Consider the following 25,281-nt stretch of genomic DNA (forward strand, 5'->3'; position numbering starts at 1 on the left):
GACGAACTTTTCTCAGCCTGGGATGAAGAATTTGAAATTTAGTATCGACCTAGTGCTTATAAACGTTGATGTAGCAAGGCGAAACTAATCAAACGTTTGATTAGGATAGGACAAAGGAGCAGGAACTCTGCCCCAAGAGCAAACAATCTTAAACCTAAGAATGAAGCTTTGTCCGACTCATTTTTTCTACCCATTGTGGACCTTCGGTATTTGGGTTGGTCAATGGAAATTCAATAGCGGTGTAGGTAGGGAAAGGGATGCTAAAGTGTTTATTCAGAACAGGGAGGCTTACCCAGCCTTCTTTTGTTTTTTGGACTGATTTTAAGTGGAGGTATTCGATCCATGGGTTTAAACGATTGTAGGCTTCCTGCCAGTCTTCTTCATTTACTGTCCAGTTGCCAACATCAAACGTCATGCGGACTGACGTTTCCCTTACCCATTGAAAAAAGGAAAGCATGGGCTGTAAAGTTCCCCCATAAGTGGATTGGTCATTTTCGATTAAAAGTTTCATTCCTTTAGGGAGATTCGTAGCCAGCCAAGCTTGAAATCTATCGACGTTGGCGTGGTCTGCATGAAACCTTCCGAGAGAAAACTTAATATGGGTCGCTTGCAATAACTCGGCTTCCTTCATGGAGGTTACTGCGACTGGATTGATCGTATGTGAGTCTAGAAATAACTCAGTCGGCACAGAATAAACGACTGTCTCTAAACCTGAAGCTTTAATAGAAGCTTTAAACCTCTCCAACTCTGTTGAGATATCCTTTAAGCGTTCTCGACGGACTTCGATTCCATCCGCACCGTATTCTTTTATTCTTGTCACTTGTTGTTCGAGTGAAAGAGATTCTTTAAAGATAAGTGTAGGTAAGATAATCTTTGTCATTTTTAAGCCTCCTCGGTGCTACTAAACCGGTTTAGTAGAAATTCTAACACTTATGGAAATCGTTTACAAGATTCAACATTTTTTTGTGGGACATTCGAAAGAAAGGGGTTGTAAACCGCTTACATTTAGTCTATACTTTCACTAAACCGGTTTGCTAAACCGATTTAGTAAAACGATTTAGGAGTAAAAGAGATGAAAAAGGTTACCATTGCAGATGTTGCTCAACATGCAGGTGTTTCAAAAAGCACTGTATCCCAATATTTAAACCAGCGCTTCGATTATATGGGCGAGCAAACGAAAGCTCGTATTGAAGAGGCAATTGCAGCACTAGAATACAGCCCTAATATTGTTGCCAGAAGCTTAAAACAAAAGTCTACTACTACCATCGGCGTCATCGTGGCAAACATTTTGCATGTGTTTTCCACGCATGTGATTCGAGCCATTGAGGACGTTTGTAATGAACATAATTTTCACGTGATCATCTGCAATGCTGATGATCAACCAGAAAAAGAGAAAAAATATATTGAGATGTTAAGAGCCAAACAAGTCGATGGAATTATCGCCGTTCCAACTGGAGGAAATGTGGCGTTATACCAGGACCTTGTGAAAAAGAACTTTCCAATTGTTTTTATGGATCGTTTAATCCATGGTGTCGAGATTGATACGGTTTTACTAGATAACGAGAAGGCTTCTTTTTTAGCGGTTGAAGCTTTAGTCAAGCAGGGGTATTCACAAATTGCGATGATTTCGCCGTTTCTTGACCCAAATATAACACCACGTGAAGAAAGGATTAATGGATATAAAAAAGCATTAGAACAACACCAAATTCCGCTTGAAGAACGTTATATCGTTCCTAGTGCAATTTCCGAAATGCAGGAGTCCATTGGTCGAATGATGCAGCTACCTAACCCACCAAATGCGATTATTGCTGTGAATGATCGGGTGTTAAAGCAGGTATTAACCTATGTAAAAAACCAGCAAATGCGAATTCCTGAAGAAATCGCGGTGATTGGAATTGATGATGTTCCTTATGCTGACATATTCAGTCCCTCATTAACAACCGTTGCCCAACCTGCTTTCAAAATGGGGGAAAAGGCAGCAAACCTTTTATTCGAAAAAATGCAAAACAAGGAACGTTCGAATCAAGCCCAAATTTACCGATTTGAACCAGAATTAATTGCACGAGAATCTTGTTAACTAGAAAGGTGATCAAAGATGAAAAAGATTATTGAAACCGTTGCCAGTGAAATTTCTGGTGTATTAGGTCAAATAGATGAAAACGAAGCAGCTCAATTAGGAAATGAACTGGAAAATGCCAAGCGGATTTTTATTGCAGGTACAGGGCGTTCCGGCTTGGTAGGAAAAGTATTTGCGATGCGACTTATGCATAGTGGATATTCAGTTTATGTGGTCGGCGAAACGATTACACCAAGCATTGAAACAGGGGATCTTCTCCTTGCCATTTCAGGTTCAGGAAGTACAGGCTCACTTGTTCAATATGCGAAAACAGCAAAGAAAATTGACGCAAAAGTGGCTTTGGTTACGACCAATAAGGAATCTGTTATCGGGGAGCTTAGCGATTGTGTCATCACAATTCCAGCAGCAACCAAAAAGCGTCTTCCTTCAGAGCCAGACACGATTCAGCCGCTTGGAAGTCAGTTTGATCAGTCAGCACATCTGCTTTTAGATGCCATTATTGTGTATCTTCAGCAGCTGCATCCAGAGGGGAAAAGTCATTCAAGCTTAAATCAAAAGCACGCAAACTTAGAATAGGGGAATAGGGCTTTCTGGAGAGAAATGGATCTTTCGGAAAGCCTACTAAGTTATTCATCATAAGGGGGAAAGGGAAGATGGGAAAAAAATTTCTATTACTCGTGGTTCTTGCTATAGGATTTTTAGCGGGTTGTAATAGTACGACAGTAGACGGGGATGGAGACGGAAAAATTAAGATTATCGCCGCACACAATCAAACTTCTCCAGAAAATCCTTATCAAACAGGAATGTTGAAGTTTAAAGAAGTAGCTGAACGTGAATCAAATGGAAATATTGAAGTAGAAGTCCATGCAGGAACCATTGGTACAGAAGAATCGCAGTTAGTTGAAAAACTTCAGCTTGGTGCGGCAGATGTGGTACTTGTTTCACCAGGTTTTATGACTCAAACAGGGATTCGAGAAGTGGATTTATTTTCGGCACCTTATTTATTTACCAGCTATGATCATTGGTTAAGTGTAGTGGATGGTGAAGTGGGGAAAGAGATGGGAAACATCATTAATGAAAAATCCAATAATTCTTTTAAACTATTAGGCTATTGGTCTGCTGGTGTTCGCCATTACTATGGAAAGAAACCGCTTAACTCTGTAGAAGACTTAAAAGGTGTTTCCTTAAGAACGCAAACGTCTGGTGTTGTCTCAGACTTCTGGGAAGCAACAGGAGCCATTCCATCAGGAATCTCTTGGGGAGAGCTTTATCAAGGTTTACAGCAAGATGTTGTTGACTCTTCTGAAAACGCTTACCCATTCTTTGTACAACAATCCCATCACACAACACCAAATGGGAAGTATATCACCGAAACCGGACATGATTATACAACGAGGTTTTTATTAATCAATGGGGAAAAATTTGACCAATATACGAAAGAACAACAAGAGGTTATTTTAAAAGCGGCAGAAGAATCGGTTAAGGCAGAACGTGATGCAACAAATGCACAAGATGTTGAATATAAGGAAAAGGCCATTTCAGAAGGCGCTACTATCAATGAAATTGATACAGAACCATTCATTGAGATTGCTAGACCTATTTTAAAAGATTTAGCAAAAGAAATTGAAGTAGAAGAATTACTACAGAAGATTATCGGGTTGGAGTAACCTAGGGAGGCGTAATGATGAAGCGTTTTGTGCAAGCACTTGAAAAAATACAAATCACCTTTGGAGTCATATTCTTAAGCGTTTTCTTTTTGGTGATTCTTTTGCAAATTATTACAAGATATTTAGGAGTATCTGTGCTTTGGACGGAAGAGGTTGCAAACTATTCCTTTATCTGGGCAATGTTCATGGGAGCAGCTGTAATGGTGAACCGTCGCGAACATTTTAACTTTGATTTCATCATCAGAAAATTAACGGGGAAGAAGAAAGTATCGCTTAACGTTTTTAATGACCTTGTTTTAATCGCATTTAACGTTTGTATTTTCTTCCTTGGAATGATCGTTGTAAAAGAGTTTTGGAACTATACATGGGCAACCCTTCCTGAGATGAAAATGGGGTACATTTGGATTGCAATTCCGATTATGGCAGGAACGATGATTATTTACTCTGTTTCACATTTACTTGACCATATTCAATCACACAAAGCAAAGGGGGTTAATGGGTAATGGGATTTTTACTACTTGGATTATTCATCATTTTAATGCTAATCGGTGTTCCGATCGCTTTTGTCATCGGGATTGTCGCTTTACTTGGTATTTTTGGAATCCCTTACACTCCTGAAGCGACCGTACCAATGAAAATGGTCAATGGACTTGATTCTTTCGTTCTATTAGCGGTACCATTATTTATTCTTGCAGCAAATTTAATGAACTCTGGAAAAATTTCTGAAAAACTCATTAACCTGGCTCTCGCAGTTGTTGGCCCAATTCGTGGAGGGTTAGCACATGCGAATGTACTCGTATCGATGATGTTTGCCGGTGTATCAGGTGCAGCACAAGCAGATACTGCTGGAGTAGGGAAGATCCTTATTCCTAGTATGTTGAAACAAGGCTATGACAAAGAAACAGCGGTAGGAGTAACGGCTGCCTCTTCAACAGTAGGCGTCGTCATTCCTCCTAGTATTCCAATGATTATTTTTGCAGGCTTAACCAATGCCTCCATCGGGGCTTTATTCCTCGGCGGCATTGTACCGGGAATCTTAATTGGTCTCGGCATGATGGTGTTTATTTATATCCTTGCTGTAAAAAAGAATTATCCTAGATCAAAACGGGTAGAAATGAAAAAGTTCGCTAAGTTGTTGCTAGAAGCCATTCCAGCCTTACTTACACCAATCATTATTATCGGTGGAATTATTACAGGCTTCTTTACAGCGACAGAGGCAGCAGCGGTAGCATCACTGTATACGTTAATTGTTTGTATGTTCTATTATAAAACTTTAAAATTGAAAGATTTGCCGAAAATTTTAATGGATACGTTAGCGTTAAGCTCCTTGTCTCTATTCGCCTTAGCATGTGCAAGTGCACTTGGGGAATTAATGAGTTATTACCAATTAGGAACCCTTGCACAAGAATTCTTTACAAATAATGTCGGAACAGAATGGATGTTTATTATCATCGTTATCTTGTTCTTCCTCTTTATTGGAACGTTTATGGATGCCATTCCAGCGATGATTTTATTCGTACCAGTGATTTTGCCAACTGCATTGGAGTTCGGAATTGACCCTGTTCATTTAGGATTGATTGTTGTGATCACTCTAGCCATTGGCTTGATTACACCACCATATGGTCTCTGCCTATTGCTGGCAGCTAAAATTGGGGAAATGTCCATTGAACGCTCTTTTGTCGCGGTGATTCCGTATATTGCGATTGTGGTTATCGTGTTGTTATTTATCGCGTTCTTCCCAGACATTGCATTCTATATTCCAAAAGCCATTAATCCAGGATTGTTTTAGTGGGACAGGGGGACAGGCACCTTGTCCCAAGGGTTCCATGCGAATCGTCCACTTTATTGCAATAAAATGGATTTTAGTAGAAGGTTCATGTGATATCAAGGGCCGATATTTGGGACAGTGAACCTGTCCCTTTGTCTTAGGGGTGAAATAAAGTGAGTGATCAAGATAAAAGAGTTGCTGCTGAAGCAGCAGTAAAATACGTGAAAAATGGTATGACGCTAGGATTGGGATCTGGATCAACGGTTAACTGGATGCTTCAGTGCTTGAGTGAGCGGATAAACGAAGGGCTTCAGGTTCGGGGTATTCCTTCTTCAAAAAAGACAGAAAAATTGGCTAGAGAACTAGGCATTCCGTTGGTTGACTTTTCAACCACTACCCATATTGATCTTGCGATTGATGGTGCCGATGAAATTGATGGTGCTTTAAACCTGGTAAAGGGTGGCGGCGGTTCATTGGTCAGAGAAAAAGTAGTTGATGCTTGTGCCGATGAACTAATCATCATTGCGGATTCATCGAAGGTCGTTTCGCAGTTAGGGACTTTTCCCTTACCCGTAGAAGTTCTACCTTTTGGGTATGAAGTAACGATGAAGAACATTGAAAGGCTGGGCGGGATCCCAGTTTTAAGAAGAAAAGACAAAGAAGTGTTTGTATCGGACAACGGAAATTATATTCTTGATTGTCAGTTCGGAAAGATTGAGGATGCTCTAGGTTTACATGGAAAATTGATTCAACTAGTTGGTGTTGTCGAAACCGGGATCTTCGCCGGGATGGTAGAGAAAGTGATTGTTGCACGAAACGGACAAATTGAATTGACCGAACGAGGGTAGGACAAGGGGACAGGCACCTTGTCCCAAAGATTCAACAATGAAAGAAATTGCAGACATACAAGGAATTGAAATATTAAGGGCAGGAGGCGATGCCTCCTTGGGACAGTGAACCTGTCCCTGTGTCCCTGAGGGGGTTTTAGAATGAAGGATGTTATTACAATTGGGGAAGCGATGATCGTTTTTGACCCAAATACGACTGGACCAATGAAATTTGTTGGTGGATTTGAGAAAAAGATTGGCGGAGCGGAGCTTAACTTAGTACTTGGTTGTGCTCGGCTGGGTTTAAAAACGGGTTATATTAGCGCTTTAGGAAACGATGAGTTTGGGAAACACATTCACAACTTTGCACGCGGCGAAGGAATTGATGTTTCTCAAGTGAAGTTTGTTGATGGATACCCTACTTCATTGAATTTTAAAGAAATCATGGAGGATGGGAGTACAAGAACCTTTTATTATCGAGATAAATCACCAACTCTCACATTGAGTGCAGATGATCTAGATGAAGAGTATTTCAAGCAAGCAAAAATCCTACACATTACAGGCATCTATCCAGCAATTGGTCCGGATCACATCCAAGTCATCCACCGTGCTATTGAACTAGCAAAGCAAAATAACATGATGATATCCTTCGATCCAAATATTAGACTGCGCATGTGGAGCAAGGAAGAAGCGAGACGTGTCTTATCGGAAATATTGCCACGTGTGGATATTTTGCTAGCTGGTGACGAAGAAATGGACATTATCATCGGTGAGAGTGATCCGGCGAAAATCATTGAAGAAATGAAAGCTCTTGGAATTTCATTTATTGCCATCAAGCAAGGCGATAAAGGGTCTGTTGGGTATTGGAATGGTGAAATACTAGCTTCTCCACCAGTGAAGGCATCAAAAGTAGTCGACACGGTTGGTGCAGGAGATGGCTTTAACTCCGGTATCCTTTATGGACTTTTACACGAGTGGTCACTTGAAAGAACACTCCATTTCGCGAATACCATTGGTTCGATGGTAGTTAGTGTTAAAGGCGATAATGAAGGATTGCCATACTATGAAGATGTCCAAGCCAAACTCGGCGAAGTCGAGCGGATTGAAAGGTAGAGTAGGGTGACCGAATTGGGTGACCGAGAGTAGGGTGACAGGCACCATCCAGAAATTTGGAAGAAATCGAACGAGGTGACAGGCACCATCCAAAATTTGGGTGCTACAAAGGAAATAACGAGGTGTTGGTATGAAATTACAGTTAGCATTAGACCGATTAACAAGAGAAGAATGTCTTCGCATTGCGAAAGAAACAGAAGAAAGCATTGATATTATTGAGATTGGAACAGGGGTTATTAAAGAATACGGAATGGCGATTATCAGAGAGATGCGTGCGCTTTTCCCTGACATCCTGATTCTTGCTGATATGAAAACATGTGATGCCGGCAAGCACGAAGCACGTCAAGCTTTTGAAGCAGGAGCCGACATTACTACCGTGATGGCATTCTCATCTGATCTTACGATTAAAGATACGCTTCAGGTTGCAGAAGAAATGGGAGCGCAAATCATGATTGATTTGTTAGAGGTTCATTCTCGAGACCGATTGGCTGAACTAAAAGAACTCGGTGTCCAACTTGTCAGTCTGCATGTTGGGAAGGATAAACAAACTGAGGGGAAGTTTAATACAGCTTTGTTTTCACTTGTTGAGGGCTTCGATTTTGAGGTAGCTGTCGCGGGGGGAATTAACCTGGAAAGCTTACCAGAGATTACAACTCATCACCCAGATATCATCATCGCTGGCAGTTCCATCACCGGAGCAGAAAACCCGGCAAGCGTTGCAGCTGAGATGAAGAAATGATAATCGAGAAAGACAAACAAGGGGCGGTTCTCCTGAATTCATACATGTATGGATGCAGAAGAACCGCCCCTTTGCTTAAGAAAAAGGCGACTTCCAATTTCTGGATGGTGCCTGTCACCTTTGTTTTTGTCACCTTTGTTTTCTATTGAACCACTCGAATATAAAAATAAATATCCTGACCGTCTTTTTCTGGTTCGGTGATGAGCTCATAGCCGTGCTTGACTGCTTCTTCGGGAACGCTTTGGAAGGATTGTGGGCAGTCGGCAATGACTTGTAAGACTTCACCAATTTTCATTGATTTTAGCGCATCCAGCGCATAAATGACGGGATACGGTCAAGGCTCACCACGGATATCTAATGTGTAATCAATCTCAAGTTCTTGTAACATAGCTTAAACCTCCTTGGTTGTGAGTTTTGGAGTTTCTGATTTTGTGATTCCTTTTCCATAACGGAAGCGTTTTTCCCACCAGCTGGAGAACAGAAACCAAAGTGCCAACATCGCTAACGTTCCAATGAGTGCTCCGGTTGGCCCATATACCTCGATTAAATTCACCGCTGGCCAGTCTTTTGCTAATGCATTGAATATGCCAAGATGATCCCAACCGTAGGCAAGCAGAGTAGCGCCAACAATATTACCTGCACCAACAACCCAGAACAACACTTGGCCTTCCATCGCACGGTACATCATTCCAGTTTCACAGCCTCCGGCAAGAACAATGCCAAATCCGAATAACAATCCACCAATCACGGTGCTTGGAGCTGCAATTTTAATGATTTGGGCCGCACCAGTTTGAATATAAATAAACGTAATAACCACACTGACCATCATTCCAACCGCGATTGCCTTAGACATAACCGCCCGGCCACTAATCCACATATCGCGGAACGCAGAGGTAAAGCAAATCTGTCCTCGTTCAATCAGAATCCCAAATAGAGCCCCTGCAATGGCCCCAATCGCAAGTAAGTTCTGACCAACGGCAAAGAAAAACACAATCAATGCTGCGTAAAGGCAAGCTAAAATCAACCCAAGAATTGGCTGGATCTTGCTCTTTTTTGCTTTTCGTTTTAAGGCAACCTTCCCAGCCCCTTTTTGAAGGTTCGGTTTTCCCAGCCACCACTTGGTATTGACGACCTTCACCCCAAAGTAGGTGCCAATCGCGGTCATCAACATAAACACCCAAGCGTGGAAAGAGAATTGCGGAACACCGGTAAAAAAGGCTGCGAGATTACACCCGAGGGCAAGTCGTGCACCAAAACCAGCAATGATGCCACCAATAAACCCCTGCACTAGGCGACGCTTTTGATTGGGAATCCGAATTTTAAAGCTATTGCTAAGCAAAATCATGATTAAAGCTCCAACGAGCATTCCAATCACAATCCAGCCATCAGATCGACCAATTGGAGTTCCTTCTAGCCCGACGAGGTTAAAATAAGCCCACTGGGACACATCGATTCCAAACCACTGTAGAATATGCCCCCCGAATCTAGTGAACTCTCCGGTTACCGCCCAAACGGTACTCGTTAGGCTAAAATACAACGCACTAACAAGCCCTGCAAGGCTAATCGCTATGTAGGGGTTCCAATACTCCTTAAATATTTTGTTATACAAACTCATGGTTGAGTTTTCACTCCTTTCTCATATTGGGACTAAATGCCCGATTCCGTGTCCCGGTGTGTAAGCATGATAGTAGGGAAATGGACCAGTTACCTTGTCCCGAACGAACACTTACGATAATGTAAGAACTTCATATTGTGAAGCCAACTCAATAAAGTGTGCCATGCCACTGATTTTTCCAGCGATGAGTTGGTTTTCAACTTCATAATGCTCAACACAGGTTTTACAAGCGAGAACATCCACGCCCTTTGCCTCAAGATCTCTCAGTTGGAGCGATACTAGCGAGCGTTCTGTTAAGGTAAACACCCCACTGTTCATGCAAAATACAGCAACAGGCAGATCTTCCTTTTGTTTTAGGATGGTAAAAAAGGTCTCTAACACACCCTCCCCTAAATCTTTGTCTCCTCTTCCAAGCTGGTCGGAAGCTAGTAAAATGACTTTGTTTTTCAATGTTTTCACCTCAGATTTCATATTCTATTTTCTATAATAGGAACTATCCGTTTTCCGTGGCTTGCTAAAGTAGCCTCATTTAAAAACGCAAAACAACTCTCTAATTATAAGAAACAACCATTTGATATATAAATTCAAATAATCAATAATCCCTCTAGTAACTAATCGGTTTTCTCGATAGGAAACATGGGGACGTGGATGTAAATGATGTGTTCACCTTCGAATGGAGAAACGAGTATTGAGTTTAGAAGAGGACATTAAAGAATACGGAATGACTAGTAAAAAAGTTAGAAAATTCCCCTGAAACTGCGGCACATAACCAGAAATCATCATCGCTGCCAGTCCCATCATCAGGGTGGAAAAGTAGACAAGCGTATAAAGATAAAGAACATATTTTGAGAACCGTCCCTTTCTACCTGGGGACGGTTGTATTAGCCATGGCCTACTTGCTTCTCAGTCAGGATTCAGCATATAGCACGTTCCGTCAGCGGCAAAATATAAGTATTTTCCGTTCTTTTGATTGAAATCCACATTCTTTTTGTCATAGATTAATTTTGGCCCCTTTGTGAATTGATGGACAACCTCTTGAGATGGGTCCAATATCACTTCTTCTGTATTTAAAGTTGTCACAAATCCTTTTGGGTTGCGGTGCCTTTCAGGTTTTAATTCCGTCATCCAGTCGCCTTTGAGAAGGATCGTATCAGCTGTCATTTTTTTCTTCCGGCTTTGAATTGCCCATACTTCTCTGCAGTTACAACGGTGTATTTTCCATTTCATCCAATCCCTACTTTCCCTAAAATTTAAAAGGAAAAAAGTGCATAATACACCATATTCATAAAGGAGTATGATTATTTGGAGAACATGAACATTCTTGTCGAGGTTATGAATAGCGAAGTGATATAGAATAACATCGGGTGGTGGACTCAATGTGGTTTTAAAGTCTAAAAGAGTCTTTATCTCCGTTCCCAAGCAGACCAATTAATAACTTCGAATAGGGTGAAAACATTCTGCTGTTACTCCTGGGACAGTAAACCTGTCCCCGTGTCCCGCCCCGGTCAATGAACCCATGTTCCGGAAAAGGTTTGTGTTAAGATGGTTATAAACTTTTTAGCATGGAGGTTACTCATGATTGAACAGAAAATATTGCCTGCTTCTTCAAATATGAAGGAGTTTGAGCAGTTTTTACAGAGTAATTATGAACTTGGGGTCTTTTTAGATTTGCATATTGCTCAGTTAAAAAACGTGAATAGCATGGCTAAAGCGGCAGGGAAAAAAATGATCTATCATGTTGATTTGATTCAAGGAATCAAAAACGATGAATATGCAACGGAATACATCTGTCAAGAGTACAAGCCATATGGTTTGATTTCAACGAAGGCAGGGGTGATTAAAAAGGCAAAGCAAAAAGGGGTACTCGCTGTGCAAAGAATTTTCTTACTTGACAGCCATGCCTTGGAAAAAAGTTTAAAGCTTCTAGAAAAGACGAAGCCTGACTATATTGAGGTTCTTCCAGGTGCGATGCCATGGATGATTGAGGAAGTAAAGGAGAGGGTAGGAATTCCGATTTTTGCTGGAGGATTCATTCGAACGAGGGAAGAAGTTGAAAATGCCTTGAAGGCTGGAGCCACGGCGATTACAACGTCTAAAACGGACTTATGGACATAAAGCCTACAAAAAGAAAAAAGCCAGTTTTTTAATATATTTATAGTAAAAACAATGTTGACACCGTTTTCATTTGTGTATATACTAGCCTTACAAGTTAATAATTATGTGACGGAGATAAGGAGATTCACACGGAGCCCATTTTATAGGGAGGGTTCTGTTGTGATCTCCTTTTTTATTGTCAAAAAATTGATCCATCTAGAAAGGGAGAGGAAAAAATGACGCCATTTGTTGGAGAAATCATTGGTACGATGATTCTAATCGTATTTGGTGCCGGAATTGGAGCAGGTTCTTCCTTAGCGAAGTCCTACTCCAATAATGCCGGTTGGATTGTCATTACGATTGCGTGGGGACTAGCTGTTACAATGGGAGTGTTTGCTGTAGGATCCGTTAGTGGGGCTCACCTAAACCCAGCCGTAACCGTAGCATTGGCATTGAATGGAGATTTTGCTTGGGCGGAGGTTCCGGGCTACATCATTGCCCAAATCATCGGAGCCATCATCGGCTCGGCTATCGTCTATTTGCACTATCTACCACACTGGAAGGAAACAACAGATCCAGCTACAAAATTAGGGGTTTTTGCCACAGGGCCAGCAATCCCACATACCTTTTCAAATTTAGTAAGTGAAATAATTGGTACTTTCTTTCTTGTACTTGGTTTATTATATATCGGAGCCAACCAATTTACAGAAGGGCTAAATCCACTTGCAGTGGGGCTACTCATTGTTGTCATCGGTATGTCTTTAGGAGGGACAACAGGTTATGCCATCAATCCAGCCCGCGACCTCGGTCCGCGTATTGCTCACTTTTTCTTGCCGATTCCTGGGAAAGGGAGTTCCAATTGGGGCTATTCCTGGATTCCAGTAGTTGGTCCGCTATTGGGCGGTAGCTTAGGAGCAGTTTTCTATCAAGCAGCATTTTTAGGGAAGATTACAAGTTTACTATGGGCCGTTCTAGCCATTCATCTTGTGGTCTTAGCGATTGCCTATTCAGCTAGTAAAAAGCAGACAACTACTATGGGTAAAACAAAGGCTGCTTAATCACTATTTACACAACTGGGGGATATGATTATGGAAAAATACATTTTATCATTAGATCAAGGAACAACAAGTTCTCGTGCAATTCTGTTTAATAAAAAAGGAGAAATCGCTCATACCGCGCAAAAGGAATTTACGCAGCATTTTCCAAAGCCGGGTTGGGTAGAGCATGATGCCAATGAAATTTGGGGTTCAATTTTATCGGTAATTGCCGAAGTATTATCAGAATCGGAAATCAAGCCGGAACAAATTGAGGGAATTGGGATTACCAATCAGCGTGAAACAGCGGTTGTGTGGGATAAAGAAAGTGGGAAACCGGTTTATCATGCAATTGTTTGGCAATCTAGACAAACAAGTGGAATTTGTGATGAGTTAAAAGAAAAAGGCTATAACAATTTGTTTCGTGAAAAAACAGGATTGCTGATTGATGCTTATTTTTCCGGAACGAAGGTAAAGTGGATACTAGACAACGTAGAAGGTGCACGTAAAAAGGCGGAAGAAGGAAAACTTCTGTTCGGTACGATCGATACATGGCTGATTTGGAAGCTTTCAGGCGGACGTGCCCATGTAACGGATTATTCGAATGCTGCCAGGACGCTAATGTACAATATTCATGAGCTAAAATGGGATGATGAGCTTTTAGAAATTTTAGATGTACCAAAGAGCATGCTTCCTGAAGTACGTCCATCTTCTGAAATCTACGCACATACGGTTGATTATCATTTCTTCGGAAAGGAAATCCCAATTGCAGGAGCAGCAGGGGACCAGCAGGCAGCTTTGTTTGGTCAGGCATGTTTCGAAACGGGAATGGCGAAGAATACGTATGGAACGGGTTGTTTCATGCTAATGAATACAGGAGAAAAGGCTGTTCAGTCCACCCATGGACTTTTGACCACGATTGCTTGGGGAATCAATGGCAAGGTCGAATATGCGCTTGAAGGAAGCATCTTTATTGCGGGTTCTGCGATTCAGTGGCTTCGTGACGGGTTAAGAATGCTCAAAGATGCAAAGGATTCTGAGGACTATGCTTTAAAAGTCGCATCATCTGAAGGCGTCTATGTGGTTCCAGCCTTTGTTGGCTTAGGGACTCCATATTGGGATAGTGATGTTCGCGGTGCAGTATTTGGATTGACTCGTGGTACTTCGAAGGAACATTTTATCCGCGCCACACTAGAATCACTTGCATACCAAACAAAAGACGTGTTATCTGCTATGGAAGCGGATGCTGGTCTCGAATTGAAAAAACTTCGTGTTGATGGCGGTGCTGTTAAAAATAACTTCTTAATGGATTTCCAAAGTGATCTTTTAGATGTTTCAGTTGAAAGACCAATTGTCAATGAAACGACTGCACTTGGTGCCGCTTATCTAGCTGGTCTAGCTGTTGGTTTCTGGGAGAGTCAAGAAGAAATTGCCAAGCAATGGGCAATTGACCGTAAATTTGATCCAAGTATGACTGAAGAGAATCGTACGGAGCTCTATGAGGGCTGGAAGAAGGCGGTCAAGGCCGCAATGGTTTTTAAATAAAAGCGAAAAAAATGTACTTTGGTACGAAATCCCTGGAACGGATCTAGCAAGTTTGTCATAGACTAGTAAATAAATCACTGTACTTAATAGCTTATTCAGTGTTACAATATCGATAAGTTAATATCTGGTTGGAGATTAGGAGAGACCGCAGAAACATTGCCGTAGTAGGGTAATGTCTTTTGCGGTCTCTTTTTTTATTCCCTTAAGGCCTGTTAGGAACATAAAATGAGAAATGGGGGATTTCAAAATGAACTTTTCAAATGTAAATCGCAGTGAAATTGTAAATAAATTAAAAAGCGTTAAGTATGATGTGTTAGTAATCGGTGGGGGAATTACCGGTGCTGGAATTGCTCTTGATGCCTCAACAAGGGGAATGAACACGGCCCTAGTTGAAATGCAGGATTTTGCTGCCGGCACATCCAGCCGATCAACGAAACTTGTTCACGGCGGTCTCCGTTACTTGAAACAATTTGAAGTGAAAATGGTGGCAGAGGTCGGAAAGGAAAGAGCCATTGTGTATGAGAATGGACCTCACGTGACAACACCAGAATGGATGTTGCTACCCCTTCACCAAGGAGGAACCTTTGGGAAGTTCTCAACTTCCATTGGTTTAAGAGTGTATGATTTTTTAGCAGGAGTAAAGAAATCAGAACGGCGCTCGATGTTAAGCGTTGAGGATACGTTGGCGAAGGAACCCCTCGTGAAAAAGAATGGATTAAAGGGCGGGGGCTATTATGTTGAGTACCGTACTGACGATGCAAGGCTAACGATTGAGGTCATGAAGGCAGCGGTCGAAAATGGGGCAACTGCTTGCAATTATACAAAAGTAACCGAGCTCCTTTATGAAAATGAAAAAGTGGCTGGGGTCTTAGTGGAAGATCAGCTAACTGGTGAAAAGTTTGAAATTCGGGCAACGAAAATCGTCAATGCTGCGGGGCCATGGGTCGACCAAATTCGTGAGATGGATCAATCCAAAAAGGGAAAAGTGCTCCAACTTTCAAAAGGCGTACACTTGGTCATTGACCAGAAACGTTTCCCGTTAAAACAAGCGGTTTATTTTGATACACCGGACGGCCGGATGGTGTTTGCGATTCCTAGAGACGGCAAGGCGTATGTTGGAACGACGGATACTTTTTATAAAGAAGATGCAGTCAATCCAAGGATGACCACACAAGACCGTACCTATATTATCAACGCAATAAATTATATGTTCCCTGATGTGAAAATCAGTGAAAAAGACGTTGAGTCTAGTTGGGCTGGCGTTCGTCCCCTTATTTATGAAGAAGGGAAAAGTGCTTCGGAAATTTCAAGAAAAGATGAAATCTGGGAAGCTCCATCAGGCTTAATCACCATTGCTGGTGGAAAATTAACAGGCTATCGGAAAATGGCAGAAATGATTGTTGATTTATTAGCAGCAAAGTTTCAATCTGAACAATCACGCGAATTTCCAGCGGGCAAGACGAAGCATCTTCCTATCTCTGGGGGAAATGTTGGTGGTTCTGCTCAATTTGAAACCTATGTTACCAAACACATTCTGAAGGGAACAGAATTGGGCCTTAAGCGGGAAGAAGCAGAATATTTAGCGAGAACATACGGTTCAAACATTTCAACCGTTTACCAACTACTTGAAAAGCACAAAAACGATGCGGCTCAGTATAAAATGCCTTTATCGTTATTTGCGAAGTTAATCTATGCCATTGATCAAGAGATGGTAGCAACACCAATTGACTTCTTTCATCGCCGTACCGGGGCCATTTTATTTGATATCCAGTCGGTAGAAAAATGGAAAACAGAAGTCATCCACTACATGAACAGCCAATTCAACTGGACCAATCAAGAAAAGAAAAAACACAGTGCTGCATTAGAAGTAGCCTTATTGGAATGCACTACACCAATTGATCAAAATCCAGACTACCCACAGGCTGCTTCAAACTAAAGCGAACAGGCAGGTTCCAACTGGAACCGCCTTTTGGCGTCATAGGGACAGGGGGATAGATCTAAGGTGCACCCCAAAAGGTAGAGTAAAAATCTAATCTTTTGGGGTGTTTATTTTGGTTGAAAAATATAGTGATGATTTGAAGTTAACATAAACTAAGTAGGGAATGCAGATTACGTCGCCACATCCCAATAATTGAAAGAATATGTAGAATTGTCCAAAATTATAAGTTATACTAATTGTACTGAACGGTCGGTATGTTGCCGTAAACGTTTATATCTAGGGGAATTTAAGTCGAGGGGGATGAAAGATGTTAGCGGAAAAGCAGCGAGTGAAGCAGACTGGTCCAGTCCAGGGTGAGAGACCGGGACATAAGGAAATGTTGAATTACGGGTTAGGATTTTTTGGGGTGATCCTTACTTGGACACTGGTTGGAACGTTTCTTACTTTTTATTACACCGATGTTGCGGGCATATCTGCAGGAGTAGTTGGAACGCTGATGCTCGTGGCACGCTTGTTTGATGGGGTAACGGATATTGCGATGGGAACATTAGTCGATCGTACGAAATCCAAACATGGGAAAGCTCGACCTTGGATCCTGTGGATGGGGATTCCGCTCGGGGTTGTGACTTTATTATTATTCACAGTTCCAGATATCGGGGATGGTGGGAAGATCGTTTATGCCTACGTTACCTATATCCTTTTAATCCTAGTTTATACAGCTATGTCGATTCCATATAAAACCTTGCTTGGTTATATGACACAAGAACCGCAGGGGCGTTCGGTGTTAAACATTTATACAGGAATATTCACAATGTTAGCGACCCTAGTTATTACAATTCTGGCTCAACCAGTAGCAAGTGCCATTGGTGGCAAAATAGGATGGACAGTAGTGGCTGGTATCAGTGGAGCCACCATCATCGTGACGAGCTATCTTGCTTTCCGTTCCACTAAAGAAAGAGTGGCTCCATCAACTGCAGCTCAAAAGAATTCCGTCGAGCTTACAGTTGGGATTAAATCTTTGTTCATGAATAAGTATTGGCTCATCATGACCTTATACTGTGTGATTACCTATACATTAAACGCTCTTGTTACGGGAGCAGGTTTGTATTATACAACCTATATTCTTGGAAATGCCGCTTATTTCTCCATTTCCAGTTTATTGCTGTTTGTTCCATCGATGATTGGATTCTTTTTTGCTGCAAAATTAACCAATAACTTTGGAAAGCGACACATTGCTCTAGTTGTTTCCATCATTGGTATTTTCGGACCGATTATTAAGCTGATTGATCCTAGTAGTCTTCCAATCTTTTTAACAGGAACGGTTATTCAAGGTTTCGGTTTGGTACCAACAATCATGTTTATTTATGCGATGATTAATGATACCGCTGAATACGGCGAATGGAAATTTGGATTTAGAACACAAGGCTTAGTCAATAGTGCTGCAAGCTTTGGAATGAAAGTTGGGGCAGGTCTTGGAGGAGCGCTTATTGGTTGGCTATTAGCATTCGGAGGCTATGTAGGGGCTGCTGCCGAACAGTCCGCCAGCGCAACGAACATGATATTGGTTTTAAATATCTACCTTCCATTAGGTTTAGCAGTATGTCAGGCGATTTTAATGTGGATGTACAAGCTAGATAAGCAATATCCGCAAATTCTTAAGGAATTAAGTGAGCGTAAAATGAGGTAAGGACAACGTGTCACAAAGCATATGAAAGGAACACAAGGGAGGTCCATACCGCCCTTGTGTTTTTATTTAGTTTCATGTTTAGGCGGATTAGGGGAGTGCTAAAAATCTCCGAATAATGGTGACTGGCTACATCTATCATCCTGAAAAGTAATAATTTTAGGAAAATAGTAAACTATTAATGCTATTTGGTTAATTTTCGTTTATAATAACAATAACTTTAACACGTATACGCTTTTAAGCGTTAAAGTAACGCATATTAAAATATTTATAAAAAAGGGGTAATTTGTTTTGAAACGACTTAAGTTATGGATGATGATGGCTGCAGTATTCAGTCTTTTGCTGCTGAGTGCTTGTGGTGGTGGAGCGGAGGAAGCGTCAAAGGAAAAAGGGGAAAGTGGAAATGACAGCGATATCATTAAGATTAAAGTAGGGCATATTTCACCAGATGATCAGGCCTACGCGATTGGGTTTATGGAGTATGCGGAGGCAGTGGAGGAAGCGACTGACGGGAAGGTTCAATTTGAGATTTTTGGAAACGGTGCCTTAGGTGGCGAGCGGGAATTGCTTGAAGGTGTTCAACTAGGGACATTGGATATGAGTTTAATCACAACAGGCGTCGTGACAAACTTTGTCCCAGAAGTAGCTGTGATTGAGTTTCCATTTTTATTTAGAGATTTAGACCATACGTATAAAACATTAGATGGTGAAATCGGACAAGAATTGCTAGACAAAATGTCTGAATCCAATCTAAAAGGGATTTCCTTCTGGGAAAACGGTGAACGCTATGTCGCTAATAGCCAGCGACCAGTCAAATCTGTAGAAGATTTAAAAGGGTTAAAAATGAGAACGATTGAAAGTGAACTCTTGCTAGATATGTATAGTGCGCTTGGTACCAATGCAACGCCAATGGCGTTCCCTGAAGTATACAACGGATTACAGCAAGGTGTCATTGACGGTTCAGACTTCTCAACAGGTGTGTACTATACAACAAAGGTGTACGAGCAATCGAAGTATTTCTCTGAAGTCCCACTTTACTATGCATCTGCGACTCTAGTAATCAATCAAGAACTTTTTGACTCTATGCCTGAAGATGTACAAAAAGTGGTCGTTGATCTTGGGAAAGAGTATGCAGCAAAGCAGCGCCAGATCAATCAGGATCTAATGGAAGAATACAAAGAGAACTTAGTTGCGGATGGTGTGGAGATTATCCCAGCTGAAGAAATCGATATCGATGGATTCCGTCAAGCGGTTGAATCAGTTTATGAAAAGCATGCAGATGGTTATGGGGATTACATTGAACGAATTCAAAATGTAGAGTAAGAGCATCACACACTTTCATGTTAAAAGAAGGCTGTTCTCGTTAAGATTGTTGTTAAAATCCAAAAGCTGATTTTAACGCAAGATAAACTGTTTTGTACGTTATAGAAAGTTTGCACGCTCTTTTCTCAAAATTAAAAAGCTACTCTGTAGTAAAACAAAGCTAATCCATACTATTTTGTAACCGAGAGCAACAATGTTTGAGAAAAGGGCCTAAAAGAAAAGACTTTGGGAGAGGATGATTTCTCAAAGTCTTTTTTCCATCCTTCATTTTGTAAAGGAGAATTATGATGAAGATAATCCGTTGGCTTGATGAACATATTGAAAAAGTCTTTTTAGTCTTCTTTTCCGTCATCATGGTCGCAGTCATCTTTTTACAAGTCGTCATGAGGCAGTTGGACCATTCGCTTTCCTGGTCAGAAGAATTAGCGCGCTATTGCTTTATTTGGCTGATTTATATTGGAATCAGCTTGGGTGTAAAAGAACAAAAGCATGTAAAAATCGATGCTCTATTGGTTGTCTTATCTAAAAAGGGTCAGACTGTCCTTCATTTCATCGCAAACCTTTTCTTCATGGCGTTTGCGGTCTATGTGTTGATTTTTGGGTATGAGTTGGCGAACCAATTATTGCAATTTGGACAAAAGTCCCCTGCGATTCAGATTCCAATGGGCTTTGTTTATATGGCTACGCCAGTTGGAATGGGGTTGACCTTGATTCGCTTGGTTCAGCATCAAATCAAATTAATTGGTACATTCATGGATAAGAGTTCGAAGATCGAAACCATTTCTAAGGACCAAGAGAGGAGGATCACCTCATGACAACGGCAGTCTTATTTGGCAGCTTTGCCGCATTATTAGTGTTAACTGTACCCATTGGGATTGCCCTAGCGCTAGCCACTCTGATTACGATTGCCTTTTCCGGCACAATGCCGCTGCAATTTTTAGCAAAAGAATTGGTCACTTCGGTTGATTCCTTTCCATTATTAGCTGTACCGTTCTTTATACTTGCAGGGGAAATAATGGGGAAAGGCGGAATTTCAAAAAGGTTGTTTGGGGTTGCCAGTTCGATGGTCGGGAACAAAACAGGCGGATTGGCGATTGCGACGATTATCACCTGTATGTTCTTTGCCGCTATTTCCGGGTCTGGTCCTGCGACTGTTGCAGCGATTGGTGGGGTGATGATTCCGTTCATGGTTCAAGAGGGTTATGATAAGGGGTTTGCTACTGCGACCGTGGCAGCTGCCGGTTCAATTGGAATCATTATTCCACCGAGCATTCCAATGGTCATGTTTGGCGTGACCGCGAGTGCTTCTGTTGGAGACTTATTTATCTCAGGGATTATCCCAGGCGTGTTAATCGGACTTGCAATGATGGTTTGGGCTTGGTATTACTCGAAGAAAATGGGCTACAAAGGCATCGCGGAGAAGACTTCGCTACGTAAAATTGTTCGGGCGATCTGGGAGGCAAAGTGGGCTTTATTGATTCCAATCATTATTTTAGGTGGAATTTATGGAGGGATCTTCACTCCAACCGAAGCCGCAGTAGTAGCCGTGGTGTATGGTTTATTTGCTGCAATGGTTTTATATCATGAGCTATCGTTCAAAGATTTACCGAGAGTGATCTATGATTCAGCACTTACAACCGCTACCGTTTTAATCATTGTCGGTGCAGCCAATGCGTTTGGCAGGCTGTTAACCATCGAACAGATTCCAAATAAAATTGCGAATTGGTTAATGACCATTTCTAGTAATCCAACCGTCATTATCTTACTTATTATGGCCTTGCTCTTGTTCGTCGGAATGGTCATGGATCCAATAGCCGCAATCATTATTTTAACTCCTATCCTATTGCCAGTTGTAACTCAAGTAGGCTATGATCCGATTCATTTTGGTGTGTTGATGATTATTAACTTAGCCATTGGCTATTTTACTCCGCCAGTAGGAGTAAACTTATTTGTTGGCTCAAGTATCTCTGGTGTTCCAATGGGGCAGCTATCAAAAGCCGCCGTCCCATACATGGTAAGCATGATTATCATCCTCCTGCTTGTAACCTTTCTCCCGCAAATCGCGTTGTTGTTTGTTTAAAGGTGAGACGAAGGGACTGGTCTTGAGCTGACCCCAAAAAGTTAGAGTTTTTATTATGCAACTAATTGGCTGGTATGAATACGGTATTGAACCGGACTCATGCCCGCCAATTTTTGCTTAATACGTTTGTTATTATAATAATCTATATATCTATTAATTCTCTCACTTAACTCTTCAACCGTGCACTTTGCCTCTCCATAATACATCTCTTGTTTTAGAAGACCAAAAAAGTTCTCCATCGGGGAGTAATCCAAACAGTTTCCTTTTCGAGACATACTTTGAAAAACCTTATTTTCCTTAAGTGTCTTAACCCACTTTTTATGTTGGTATTGCCATCCCTGATCAGAATGGATTGTTGTCCTAAACTGCGAGTTTCGTACAACTTCAATGGCCTCTTTAAGGGGTTTGATCGCAAGATCCAAAGTGGGGCTAGTTCCTAACCCATAAGAAAGAATCTCTCCGTTATATAAGTCCATAATAGGGCTCAAATATAGCTTTTCACCGTTTAAACACTTAAATTCTGTGATATCAGTTGTTAACTTCTGATGACACACACTCGTTTGAAAACGCCGATGAATACGGTTCTTCGCAACCTTTCCTACATTTCCCTTATAGGAACTATACTTCCTTGATTTTCTACTAAATTTGTTACCTCTAAGTCCGAGCTTTCCCATAATACGCTGAACAGCTTTGTGATTTACTATTTTTCCTTGGTTCTTCAGTTCTAATTTAACACGACGATATCCATAATTACCGTCATTCTCGTCAAATATAGATTGAATACGGTCCTCAAGTTCTTGTTTTGGGTTTTCCTTTTTCATCGCTTTTATTTGGTAGTGATAAGTCGATTCAGGAATCCCAACGACTAGTAATACGTCTTTTAATTTGAACTTTTCTTTGAGTTCGAGTGATATTGCTGCTTGTGTTTCTCGAGAAAGCCCTTCGGGTTCATCCGATAGGCTCGCAACTTTTTTAAATACTCTACCTCCAAACGAAGGAGTTCATTTTCTCTTTCCAACTTTTGTTCGTATGTCATTTCTTTGTCGGTTTTCTTGTTGTTAGACATGGGTGGCCTACCTTTATGTTTATTCAGGCCTTCATCTTTCCCCTCTAAAAAGGCTTACTTCCACCTACCAATTATAGTAGGTTCTGTTATTCCAAATTGAAGGGCAGTTTCCGTCTCTGAAGAACCTGTTCTCTTCATAAAGCTTAATACATCTAACTTGAATTGAACAGAATATGATTTGTTGTTCTTCTTCCTTTTTAATCCTTCAGAACCAAATCTCTCATAAACTTTGATCCACCTGCCAACTACTGATTTTGACTTAATCCCGTGCCTCTTGGCCAGGGGTCTTATCCCTAGTCTTCCTTCTTGATACTCTCTCACCACTGTTAACTTCAAATCATCACTATATTTTTTAGCCAAAATAAGCACCCCAAAAGATTAGATTTTGACTCTAACTTTTGGGGTGCACCTTAGGACCTGTCCCCTTGTCCCTATCGATGTTCCAAATCCCCAGGCTTTTCCACTATAGGTATAATGTAAACGGTTTAAAGCCAAATATTTAAAATAGATGATATATTGTAAGTTTTCAGAAAAAGTAGTTGACAGATGATGGGGGCGCTATTATTATAACGTTATATAACGTTATTTGTTTTTATAGTTTGGACGTCGGTTAAGTCTAGTTATTATTTTCTTTTTTTTCAAAAAACAAAACAAGGGGGAAAAGAACATGAGAAAACTATTAAAAAAATTAGCAGTAGTGGGTATGGCGGGTGCAATGGCCATTTCCTTAGCAGGATGTGGCTCATCAGCAGAGGAGACAGCTAAAACTGAAAAAACAGGCTTAGCAGGTCTACAGGAAAAAGGGAAGATTGTAGTGGGCACAATGGCCGCGACTCCTCCATATGAGTACCACCTGGTTGAAGGCGGCGAGGACAAAATTGTAGGGTCAGACATTCAATTATTAGAAGAAGTGGCCAAAGATTTAGGTGTCGAATACGAAATTAAGGATATGGATTTTGATGGATTACTAGTTGCTCTTCAGGCAGGGAAAATTGATATGATCATTTCTGCTATGAGTCCGACTGAGGAACGTGAAAAAAATGCAGATTTTACAGACGTATATTATAGAGGTAGAAACGTCATGATGGTCAGAAAAGATGATGTAGATAAGTATACGACTCCAGAAAGTCTAGCGGATAAGAAACTTGCAGCCATTAAAACTTCTGTCCAGCAGAGCATCCTTGAAACAGAGTTGCCAAATGCAGAATTAAAATTATTAGGAAAATCCACTGAATTAGCCATTGACTTAGCAAACAGAAAAGTCGAGGGTGTTCTAGTCGACATTCCAACAGCTACTCTGCTTGAAAAAGGAAATCCAGCTATTACTGCAAGTGAAATTTACTATGAAGATACTTCAGCCGGGGCAGCGATTGCTATGCCGAATGGAACAGATAAAGAAATCATGGAGACTATTAATAAGACCATTGCAAGAGTTAAACCAGAATATGAAGGTTGGTTAAAAGACGCAATGGAAGGCGTTGAATTGGAAGAGTAGGAGAAAGGGGAGTAGAGGAATATGGCTTTAATTAAAAGAGAACAAATTGCAGGGATGAATATCCACTATATGCGCTATACATTAGACTACTTTTTGGATGCCCAAGTAAAAGCGGGCATTCAGTCCATTGAATTTTGGACCGGGGTACCACATTACTATTTGGATCCTATAACCTATTCAGATTGTAAAATTCTAAAAGACAAAGTTCAGTCAAGAGGTCTGGAGATTAAAGTATTTACTCCGGAGAATTGTATGTATCAATATCAGTTTGCAGCTGTTAAGCCCGAAATATTTGAAAAAAGTTTACAGTATTTCACCAATGGAATTAAAGCAACGGCTGAACTTGGCTGCAAAGTGATGCAATGCAATTCTGGGTGGGGATACTTTGATGAGGACCGCGAAGAAGCTTGGAAAAGGTCGAATGAAATGCTATCCAAGCTTGCTGAGGTAGCCAAAGCCGAAGGGGTTACGCTCGCCCTAGAAGCCTTAAGACCTGAGGAATCCAACCTTGTTACTACAGCAAAGGATACAAAAAGAATGTTCGATGAGATCAATCATCCAAACTTAAAGGTACTGATTGATACGACTGCAATGGGAGTTGCTGGTGAAACCTTACAGGACTGGTTTGATTTATTTGGCAAGGATATCATCCATACTCACTTCGTAGACGGTGATCCTTATGGACATTTAGTTTGGGGAGATGGGAAGCATAATTTAGAACAGTTCCTAATAACCCTTCAAAAGAATGGTTATACAGGTTATTTAGGACAAGAAATTACAGATTCCAGATACTTTAAGGACCCAGTAGCCCATGATATACGAAATATGAAACAGTTCGAAAGGTTTATGTAATTTGCTATGATTTGTTCTAACATTGGTTTAGCTGTTTTTAACGCCTACTATTTACCCAATTATGACATGTCTAAATAGCTGTTTCCGATAGAAAGCCATGTGAAAATAGTTAAAAACAGGTCGTTAAAAGGAAATAAAAAAACTGGTGTAGATCGTTAACACCAGTTTTTTTTGCTTTTTGCTAGGAAGGGTTATTTGCACGAAGTAAAACTAAAAACTGTCACTATTGCAACTTTATATTTTATTGTAAATTTTCAGATTAAATATTGACACGAAGGACAAGTAAGGTTAATATAACGTTATATAACATTATATAACGTTATACATAGTGTTCAGCAAACCTCATTCTTTAATCATGCTCGC

The 25,281-nt window shown here is 40.9% G+C and carries 24 protein-coding genes and 1 pseudogene; 18 read left to right on the top strand and 7 right to left on the bottom strand.

Annotated features, from left to right (window positions below; all coding sequences use genetic code 11):
* Positions 1-154 precede the first annotated feature (154 nt).
* The gene (locus tag H0185_RS20780; protein ID WP_221875413.1) at positions 155-880 is read right to left on the bottom strand and encodes a sugar phosphate isomerase/epimerase family protein; all 726 of its coding nucleotides are present in this window, start codon (positions 878-880) and stop codon (positions 155-157) included.
* 192 nt (positions 881-1,072) lie between these two features.
* On the opposite strand from H0185_RS20780, the gene H0185_RS20785 reads away from it, so the two are divergent.
* The 8 genes from H0185_RS20785 to hxlA all read left to right on the top strand — a co-directional run bounded on the left by H0185_RS20785 (position 1,073) and on the right by hxlA (position 8,191).
* The gene (locus H0185_RS20785; protein WP_221875414.1) at positions 1,073-2,077 is read left to right on the top strand and encodes a LacI family DNA-binding transcriptional regulator; all 1,005 of its coding nucleotides are present in this window, start codon (positions 1,073-1,075) and stop codon (positions 2,075-2,077) included.
* Between the two features lie 18 nt (positions 2,078-2,095).
* Complete coding sequence (gene hxlB / locus H0185_RS20790; protein WP_221875415.1) at positions 2,096-2,653, top strand: 6-phospho-3-hexuloisomerase; 558 nt, start codon at positions 2,096-2,098, stop codon at positions 2,651-2,653.
* A 77-nt stretch (positions 2,654-2,730) separates the two neighbouring features.
* The gene (locus tag H0185_RS20795) at positions 2,731-3,744 is read left to right on the top strand and encodes a TRAP transporter substrate-binding protein (protein WP_221875416.1); all 1,014 of its coding nucleotides are present in this window, start codon (positions 2,731-2,733) and stop codon (positions 3,742-3,744) included.
* Between the two features lie 14 nt (positions 3,745-3,758).
* A complete protein-coding gene (locus H0185_RS20800) occupies positions 3,759-4,247 on the top strand; it encodes a TRAP transporter small permease (protein ID WP_343223186.1) in 489 nt (162 codons plus the stop codon).
* Positions 4,247-5,533: a TRAP transporter large permease gene (locus H0185_RS20805; RefSeq protein ID WP_221875417.1), complete on the top strand. Its 1,287-nt coding sequence runs from the start codon at positions 4,247-4,249 to the stop codon at positions 5,531-5,533. Before H0185_RS20800 ends, H0185_RS20805 begins: the two co-directional genes overlap by 1 nt.
* 152 nt (positions 5,534-5,685) lie before the next feature.
* Positions 5,686-6,360 (top strand): ribose-5-phosphate isomerase RpiA, encoded by a 675-nt coding sequence (gene rpiA / locus H0185_RS20810; RefSeq protein ID WP_221875418.1) that lies wholly within the window; start codon positions 5,686-5,688, stop codon positions 6,358-6,360.
* A gap of 141 nt (positions 6,361-6,501) precedes the next feature.
* Complete coding sequence (locus H0185_RS20815) at positions 6,502-7,452, top strand: sugar kinase (protein WP_221875419.1); 951 nt, start codon at positions 6,502-6,504, stop codon at positions 7,450-7,452.
* 130 nt (positions 7,453-7,582) lie between these two features.
* Positions 7,583-8,191 (top strand): 3-hexulose-6-phosphate synthase, encoded by a 609-nt coding sequence (gene hxlA / locus H0185_RS20820; protein ID WP_221875420.1) that lies wholly within the window; start codon positions 7,583-7,585, stop codon positions 8,189-8,191.
* A 142-nt stretch (positions 8,192-8,333) separates the two neighbouring features.
* Here the strand turns inward: hxlA and H0185_RS20825 are convergent, their stop codons facing one another.
* The 4 genes from H0185_RS20825 to H0185_RS20840 form a co-directional block, all read right to left on the bottom strand.
* The gene (locus H0185_RS20825; protein ID WP_343223189.1) at positions 8,334-8,513 is read right to left on the bottom strand and encodes a sulfurtransferase TusA family protein; all 180 of its coding nucleotides are present in this window, start codon (positions 8,511-8,513) and stop codon (positions 8,334-8,336) included.
* Positions 8,514-8,582: 69 nt separating this feature from the next.
* Positions 8,583-9,806 (bottom strand): selenium metabolism membrane protein YedE/FdhT, encoded by a 1,224-nt coding sequence (yedE, locus tag H0185_RS20830; RefSeq protein WP_221875422.1) that lies wholly within the window; start codon positions 9,804-9,806, stop codon positions 8,583-8,585.
* A gap of 111 nt (positions 9,807-9,917) precedes the next feature.
* Complete coding sequence (locus tag H0185_RS20835) at positions 9,918-10,256, bottom strand: DsrE family protein (protein ID WP_221875423.1); 339 nt, start codon at positions 10,254-10,256, stop codon at positions 9,918-9,920.
* 453 nt (positions 10,257-10,709) lie between these two features.
* Positions 10,710-11,033, bottom strand: coding sequence for a hypothetical protein (locus tag H0185_RS20840; protein ID WP_221875424.1), 324 nt, complete (start codon positions 11,031-11,033; stop codon positions 10,710-10,712).
* Between the two features lie 348 nt (positions 11,034-11,381).
* Between H0185_RS20840 and H0185_RS20845 the strand changes: the two genes are divergently transcribed.
* The 8 genes from H0185_RS20845 (at position 11,382) to H0185_RS20880 (ending at position 21,505) form a co-directional block, all read left to right on the top strand.
* Positions 11,382-11,921, top strand: a complete 540-nt coding sequence (locus H0185_RS20845) for a glycerol-3-phosphate responsive antiterminator (protein ID WP_246629333.1) — start codon at positions 11,382-11,384, stop codon at positions 11,919-11,921.
* A gap of 215 nt (positions 11,922-12,136) precedes the next feature.
* Entirely contained in the window at positions 12,137-12,958 is an 822-nt protein-coding gene (locus H0185_RS20850; RefSeq protein ID WP_221875426.1) for an MIP/aquaporin family protein, read from the top strand.
* 30 nt (positions 12,959-12,988) lie between these two features.
* Positions 12,989-14,479 (top strand): glycerol kinase GlpK, encoded by a 1,491-nt coding sequence (glpK, locus tag H0185_RS20855; protein ID WP_221875427.1) that lies wholly within the window; start codon positions 12,989-12,991, stop codon positions 14,477-14,479.
* 247 nt (positions 14,480-14,726) lie between these two features.
* Entirely contained in the window at positions 14,727-16,415 is a 1,689-nt protein-coding gene (locus H0185_RS20860; protein ID WP_221875428.1) for a glycerol-3-phosphate dehydrogenase/oxidase, read from the top strand.
* A gap of 310 nt (positions 16,416-16,725) precedes the next feature.
* A complete protein-coding gene (locus H0185_RS20865) occupies positions 16,726-18,105 on the top strand; it encodes an MFS transporter (RefSeq protein ID WP_221875429.1) in 1,380 nt (459 codons plus the stop codon).
* 288 nt (positions 18,106-18,393) lie between these two features.
* Positions 18,394-19,425, top strand: a complete 1,032-nt coding sequence (gene dctP, locus H0185_RS20870) for a TRAP transporter substrate-binding protein DctP (protein WP_221875430.1) — start codon at positions 18,394-18,396, stop codon at positions 19,423-19,425.
* A 284-nt stretch (positions 19,426-19,709) separates the two neighbouring features.
* Positions 19,710-20,240, top strand: coding sequence for a TRAP transporter small permease (locus H0185_RS20875; RefSeq protein WP_343223187.1), 531 nt, complete (start codon positions 19,710-19,712; stop codon positions 20,238-20,240).
* Positions 20,237-21,505 carry a TRAP transporter large permease gene (locus H0185_RS20880; protein ID WP_221875431.1) on the top strand — a complete coding sequence of 423 codons (1,269 nt, stop codon included), beginning with the start codon at positions 20,237-20,239 and terminating at the stop codon, positions 21,503-21,505. The genes H0185_RS20875 and H0185_RS20880 overlap by 4 nt, the downstream gene beginning before the upstream one ends.
* A 53-nt stretch (positions 21,506-21,558) precedes the next feature.
* Here the strand turns inward: H0185_RS20880 and H0185_RS20885 are convergent.
* Positions 21,559-22,422: pseudogene (locus H0185_RS20885) on the bottom strand (IS3 family transposase); the annotation flags it as partial.
* Positions 22,423-22,625: 203 nt separating this feature from the next.
* Complete coding sequence (locus H0185_RS20890; RefSeq protein ID WP_221875432.1) at positions 22,626-22,931, bottom strand: helix-turn-helix domain-containing protein; 306 nt, start codon at positions 22,929-22,931, stop codon at positions 22,626-22,628.
* Between the two features lie 307 nt (positions 22,932-23,238).
* Here H0185_RS20890 and H0185_RS20895 point away from each other — a divergent pair, with 307 nt between their 5' ends.
* Both H0185_RS20895 and H0185_RS20900 read left to right on the top strand, forming a co-directional pair.
* A complete protein-coding gene (locus H0185_RS20895; RefSeq protein WP_221875433.1) occupies positions 23,239-24,066 on the top strand; it encodes a transporter substrate-binding domain-containing protein in 828 nt (275 codons plus the stop codon).
* Positions 24,067-24,087: 21 nt separating this feature from the next.
* A complete protein-coding gene (locus H0185_RS20900; protein WP_221875434.1) occupies positions 24,088-24,918 on the top strand; it encodes a sugar phosphate isomerase/epimerase family protein in 831 nt (276 codons plus the stop codon).
* The last annotated feature ends 363 nt before the right edge of the window (positions 24,919-25,281 follow it).

Source organism: Mesobacillus maritimus (assembly GCF_019749255.1).
GTDB lineage: Bacteria > Bacillota > Bacilli > Bacillales > Cytobacillaceae > Mesobacillus_B > Mesobacillus_B maritimus_A.